The organism is Microcoleus sp. Pol14D4 (assembly GCF_036701245.1).
Taxonomy (GTDB): Bacteria; Cyanobacteriota; Cyanobacteriia; order Cyanobacteriales; family Microcoleaceae; genus Microcoleus.
Genome location: NZ_JAUBQM010000151.1, coordinates 1 through 5,573, shown reverse-complemented (window position 1 = coordinate 5,573; position 5,573 = coordinate 1). Strand labels below are relative to the sequence as shown.

The window sequence follows — 5,573 nt, the reverse complement described above, 5'->3', positions numbered from 1 at the left end:
AGAGTCGAACTCATTGACCGGGTAACTGCATACAGCCTTTTTCTTGTCAATACCTAATACTGAACCGACGCTCTAGGATAATGAGACAGCGGTTTTTTCGCAGATATTCCATTAACAGGGAAAGTCGATTGGGAATGCTGGTAGGGAGTTCGATTTCGGGTTTATTTAAGAGAAATTCTAGGAGATTTTTTAGGGTAGTTTCTAAGGGTGGGCAGTGGCGGAGACTTCGCCAGATGACGTATTCAAAGTTATGCTGAATTTTTGGGATGAGATGGAGGGAAAGTGCGGTTTTGCCGATGCCGCTGAGTCCTGATATGGCTGCGAGGGTGCACTTTTCTTGGACGATCCATTTCTCCATGGTGGCGAGTTCGGATGTGCGATCGCACAATAATGAAATATGAGGTGCGTCTGCTAAGTCTAGTCGGGTTTGGGGTTGGGAGGTGTCTGAGGTGGGTGTTGAGGGCGATCGGGTTTTTGGAATTTCTGGAGATTGGTTATCTGCACAAACATTGAGATTACCAATTACAAAATCATTACCAAAATTTTGTGAAACGATAAATAATTGTTGTCTCTCAAGTGTTGAGCGTAAATTCGATTGAGTTACTTCTTCATCTAATACATTTGATAAAAGTTTCCATAATTTTGAGGCGATATTTCTGATATGACCTTCGCTACAATATGATGTTTCTGCGATATGAGAGTATTTTTGACCTTCCCATACACCCAGCAGGATAGATTTTTGCAGATCGTCGAAGTGTTCTCCTGTTTTGGCGAAAACCATTTCGTCGGCAAATCTCAAGACTTCTTGAACGTCCATTGGTCGGGTAGGTGTAGTGGTTTTGCTTATTTTATCAGACTTTTTATGACATTTTCTGATATCTCTTACAAAATGTGACTTTCTTCGATAGAGATATTATGTAACATTAATTACATTTGATGACAGTTGAGCATAGACTAAAATAAAAAATGATGTATATGATATATTTACGGAATTAAAGGCTGTAATTTAATGGCGCGAATTGAATACCAGGTTGTTTATTTCGTTTGTCAACTAGGAGAATCAAGCTATGTCTGTATTCAATAGCCATGATGAAAAGCAAGCAATAAATTGGTTAGAAACTCTGAAGGAAAAACTGCAAGTAACGCAGGGAAAAAAATTCACTTTTCTATTGGTTGGTCGTACAGGAGTTGGAAAGTCAAGCACTGTAAATAGTTTGATGGGTCAAACAATTGCTGTAGTCGGTGACTATGAACCTTGTACAATGGATATTAAAAAGTATGAGAATGAACTCAATGGGATTAATTTCACTATAATTGATACTCCTGGCTTGTGCGATGATCTTGAGGAAGTTGGAAATGATTATCAATATTTAGAACGGATGCGTTCCGATGTCAGCCATGTTGACTCTATGTGGTTTGTCAGCCGTTTAGATGAAACAAGAGTTACTAATGACGAAAAACGAGGAATCAAACTGATTTCTGAGGCTTTCAATTCAAAAATTTGGGAACAAGCTGTTATTATCTTTACTTTTGCAGGTGCAAAGAATGCCTCAGACTATCCGATTGCATTGGAGAAAAGGACGGAACTTATTCGGAAAGAGATCGCTAAATACACTGGCATTGGAATAGCAAATAACGTTCCGTCAGTTGCAGTTGATAACAAAAGTGAGAGAACTCCCGATGGACAAAAATGGTTAGGTGAACTTTATACGCAGATATATGCAAGAATTTCTGCTAAAGGTGCAGCACCATTTTTCATGGCAACTGTAGAGCGAGTCAAACGACCTGATAAGGAAAGAGAAGTTATAATAGAAAAAATTTATGAGCCAGCCCCAACATATACACCTATTGAGCTTAATGAGAGGCAGGCTGCAGTAGTCGCAAATAAGACTTCTGAGGTGCTAGGGCTTGCAGCGATGGGAGGAACTGTTGGGGCTACAATTGGCTCTATAGCAGGGCCTGTCGGTGCTGGTATCGGGGGTGCAATTGGTGCAGCAATAGGATTTTTAGGTGGGTTGTTCCGTTGGTAAACTATGCGTAAATTTCTGCTAGTGGGACGGACAGGTGTTGGCAAATCAAGTTTTATCAATGCCGCGTTTGGTAGTTACATTGCTGAGACTTCAGAGTATGAAGCTTGTACAAAAATTGTTGAGCATTATGCTTACAAAACTCCTCTAGGCGATGTGTCTCTTATCGATACACCTGGATTAGCGGAGGATGACGAAGCCTGTGATGAAGCCTACCTATCTTTAGTACGGGCTAAAGTTAATTTAGCTCAGATTTATGCAACCATCTATGTGAGTAGGCTTAACGAAACTCGTTTTCGTCCAGACGAAAAGCGAACTCTACGCCTTTTGACTAATCGACTTGGTGCATCTATTTGGAATCGGTCTATCCTGGTTTTAACGTTTGCTGCATCTGTACCTAACGATCAACAAGAGATATTTGCAGAAAAAAGGAGTCAACAAATTTTTGACTTTCTCCAAATTATCACAAGAGAACAGGATATTGACCAAATATTTCAAGGATTTGAGCAAGAATGGTTGGTGGATAATATTGTAGATAATTGGACATCGGATGGATTACCTCTTCTCTCAATATTAACAGATTGATCTGTAATCGGTTCCTTTCGCGGTTAATTCTACTCATTAACTAATTAGACAAGAAACCTGCAATTTAGTTGATCATAACCTTACCTCAAAAGCGATCGCCCTTCCTTAACTGAGGTGCGCTCGCTCTCATTTTGGCGTTGCTTAATCAGGGTCTGACAAAATAAGTTGAAAATCCCCAAGCTTTGTCAATACTGGTTTCTATGACGGGCATATTTAGCCTTTCATACCGTAAATCAGCAACGCCTCTTATTCCTACTGACTACTGACTAAGGACTAATGACTTCTTTTACTGTACTTGAGAGCCGTGGGCGCGGGGGTCGGAGCTACTTGTTTTCACAGGCCCTGTGGGGGGAGTAAAATTAGAAACTTGACCGCCTGCTTGGACGTGGGGCAGAGGTTTTCCTGCAATTAAAGCTTCTAAGTTAGCTTCCATAATACTGCGCGGCATTTCGCCCATCGTTTCAGCAACGGCGCTACCTTTATCGTTCAAGTAGACAAAGTGCGGAATGCCATCTACTCGATATTTTGTGATTTCTGGCAGCCATTTGTCATTGTCTACATTCAGCATTACAAAATTCATCGGTTCGGCGTATTTCTGTTTGATTTCGCTCAGATCTTTAGCCATTGCCTGACAGCTACCGCACCAATTAGCATAAAATTCCATGAGTGTCGGTTTGCCATTTACCAAAGCTGTTTCTAATGGCGTTGAAGCTTTTGCCATATCGGTGAGACTGCTTGATGGCGTTTGGGTTTGCAGCCCGAAGAAGATGGATATTGAAAGGGCGATCGCTGTTAACACGATCAATAAGTTTCTGAGGCGCGTGGCGACTTTTGTTTCGGGATTTTTGGCTGCGGGGACGACTGTTGACTTGGGGGAATTCTGGGTCATAAAATAAATTGCGGTTTGATTTCTATGTTTTTATTTTAAATAATAGATTCAGATTATAGCACATTTTGAGATAATCAGACCCATCTCATAAAAATTTGTGCTAAAGGCAGTAATTAGATTAAGTGCGCTAAAACAGAAGATAACAAAGATTGTTTGTAAATTACCGAGGACTTGCAGGGTGAAAAAACGGGTAACACTGACGTTTCCCCAACGATCGATCCAAATGCCTGTCACCTATCGACTGGCAAAGGATTTTAATGTTGCAGCCAACATTATCCGTGCTCAGGTGGCTCCCAATCAAGTGGGCAAACTGGTGCTAGAGTTATCAGGGGACATTGACCAACTAGAAGCGGCGATCGACTGGATGCGATCGCAAAACATCGGCGTTTCCCTAGCTAGCCGGGAAATACTCATAGACGAAGATATCTGCGTTCACTGCGGTTTGTGTACTGGGGTTTGCCCGACCGAAGCCTTGACCCTTGACCCCGAAAGCTTTAAACTAAGTTTTGCTCGATCGCGGTGTATCGTTTGTGAGCAGTGCATCCCTACTTGTCCGGTGCAAGCTATTTCTACTAACCTTTAGGCCCTGTACAAACTCATCGGGATTATCATCTTTTTTGCGTCGTGGTTCCCCTAATTGTGCCATAGGATGAAAAAAAACTCTTGGGTTTCCCTAACTCTACTTTTTGTTACTTATTTCACTTTTGGCTGGAAATTGTCTGAGTTTGATGTTCCCCCGCACCTAACTTGGTTTTTAGCCATAGCTTCAATTTTAGTGTTAGCTGTTGCCTTGTCGTTCCCGCTGAAAGGGATAAAAGCCTTAATAATGCGGTGGTTTTCCAGTGATATTGGTGCTTTTCTTTCTATTATTGTAGGAGCTTTCGTGGCCGTGGTAGTTTTTGCCTGGATGCACCTTTTTGCTACTTGCTTAGTCTTGATTTCAGCCGGAGCTTTGGCAAGACTCGATATTCAAATATCTGGTTGGAAAAATTGGCGGGCTTTTGCGGTATTAGCTAGCATTTGTTTAACTGGTGTAGCGTTGGGCGGAGTCCTGGAGTTTTGGTTAAAAACAGGCAAGCTCGTATTCTCTTAATGAAGAACGGGAAATTCACCCAACAAAGTTCTATAACTTGCAACGGATATTTAGCCGAAAACTATCAGATAGCCCATCAATAAAAATACAGCTTACTTTTTTGAATTTCCCACTCGGATTAATTACCCGTTCCGCGCTGCAATCATAGCAGTTTTTAAGCCTAGTGAGGTATACGTTGTCAATGATCGATTCTCCGTTTAGCGTTACTAATTCCTAATTACTAATTACCAATTACCAATTACCGACGAACCCGGAGTCGAAATCAAAACCCCTAGGGCTGTATTGAATTGTAGCGACTGTTGCTCAAAATGTTATTGCTAGGATCCCGCAAGTCCCGCAGCCAAAAACTCGATCGCAATAAAAAAGCAGCTTTCGGGAGCTGCTAGTCAGAATGCATGAGGTATTGTTCTTAGAATAAGACAGGTTGAATTAGATCGGTGCTGGGTTACATTTTTTGATACGGGAGAGTTGATGAGTGAATGGACGATCGTAAAATCGTCACATAGGAGGATAGCATTGATGCTAAATTTCCCGACAATCAAGTTAGCGTTTAACTGTCCTTGCGCCCTACAGCCCTTCAGCGGTGGGGCCCTTTTATTTTTAGGGAGAACTCAATAGCCGACTTTAACGCATCAGATGAGTCTGCCATTAGTTGTTGTATAAAATCTCGGCATCGCCACATCCTCATACATATAAAAGTTACGATTCACATCCACTCAAACCCGGTGGATTTCAAAATATTGGGTGGTTAAACGGACACACTGAGACAAAAATCAGTATTTTTACCGAAGTCATACCATTTTAGATTTTAGATTTTAGATTTTAGATTTTGGGAATGACTGATGAATCTGGTTGTTTGGAGCTTGTGTAGGGTTGCATTATTTTTGGGAACTAATACCAAAATTCGGCGTTGCTGAATTAGGGTATGATACGAGCAAAAATACGGGAGGGGAGTCGAAAATGATTTCCAGGATTTTGA

6 protein-coding genes are annotated in these 5,573 nt (G+C 41.4%); 4 read left to right on the top strand and 2 right to left on the bottom strand.

What is annotated here, in order from left to right; genetic code table 11:
- Positions 1-46: 46 nt before the first annotated feature.
- Positions 47-817 carry a hypothetical protein gene (locus tag QUA33_RS27350; RefSeq protein WP_333152813.1) on the bottom strand — a complete coding sequence of 257 codons (771 nt, stop codon included), beginning with the start codon at positions 815-817 and terminating at the stop codon, positions 47-49.
- A gap of 250 nt (positions 818-1,067) precedes the next feature.
- Between QUA33_RS27350 and QUA33_RS27345 the strand changes: the two genes are divergently transcribed.
- Both QUA33_RS27345 and QUA33_RS27340 read left to right on the top strand, forming a co-directional pair.
- On the top strand, positions 1,068-2,030 hold the full coding sequence (locus tag QUA33_RS27345; protein WP_333152811.1) for a GTPase: 963 nt from the start codon (positions 1,068-1,070) through the stop codon (positions 2,028-2,030).
- A 3-nt stretch (positions 2,031-2,033) separates the two neighbouring features.
- Positions 2,034-2,612 carry a GTPase gene (locus QUA33_RS27340; RefSeq protein WP_333152809.1) on the top strand — a complete coding sequence of 193 codons (579 nt, stop codon included), beginning with the start codon at positions 2,034-2,036 and terminating at the stop codon, positions 2,610-2,612.
- A gap of 286 nt (positions 2,613-2,898) precedes the next feature.
- On the opposite strand, the gene QUA33_RS27335 is transcribed toward QUA33_RS27340, so the two are convergent.
- Complete coding sequence (locus QUA33_RS27335) at positions 2,899-3,501, bottom strand: thioredoxin family protein (RefSeq protein WP_333152807.1); 603 nt, start codon at positions 3,499-3,501, stop codon at positions 2,899-2,901.
- Positions 3,502-3,679: 178 nt separating this feature from the next.
- Between QUA33_RS27335 and QUA33_RS27330 the strand changes: the two genes are divergently transcribed.
- Positions 3,680-4,084 carry an NIL domain-containing protein gene (locus QUA33_RS27330; RefSeq protein WP_006635751.1) on the top strand — a complete coding sequence of 135 codons (405 nt, stop codon included), beginning with the start codon at positions 3,680-3,682 and terminating at the stop codon, positions 4,082-4,084.
- A gap of 66 nt (positions 4,085-4,150) precedes the next feature.
- Positions 4,151-4,594: a hypothetical protein gene (locus QUA33_RS27325; protein WP_333152805.1), complete on the top strand. Its 444-nt coding sequence runs from the start codon at positions 4,151-4,153 to the stop codon at positions 4,592-4,594.
- Positions 4,595-5,573: the final 979 nt, after the last annotated feature.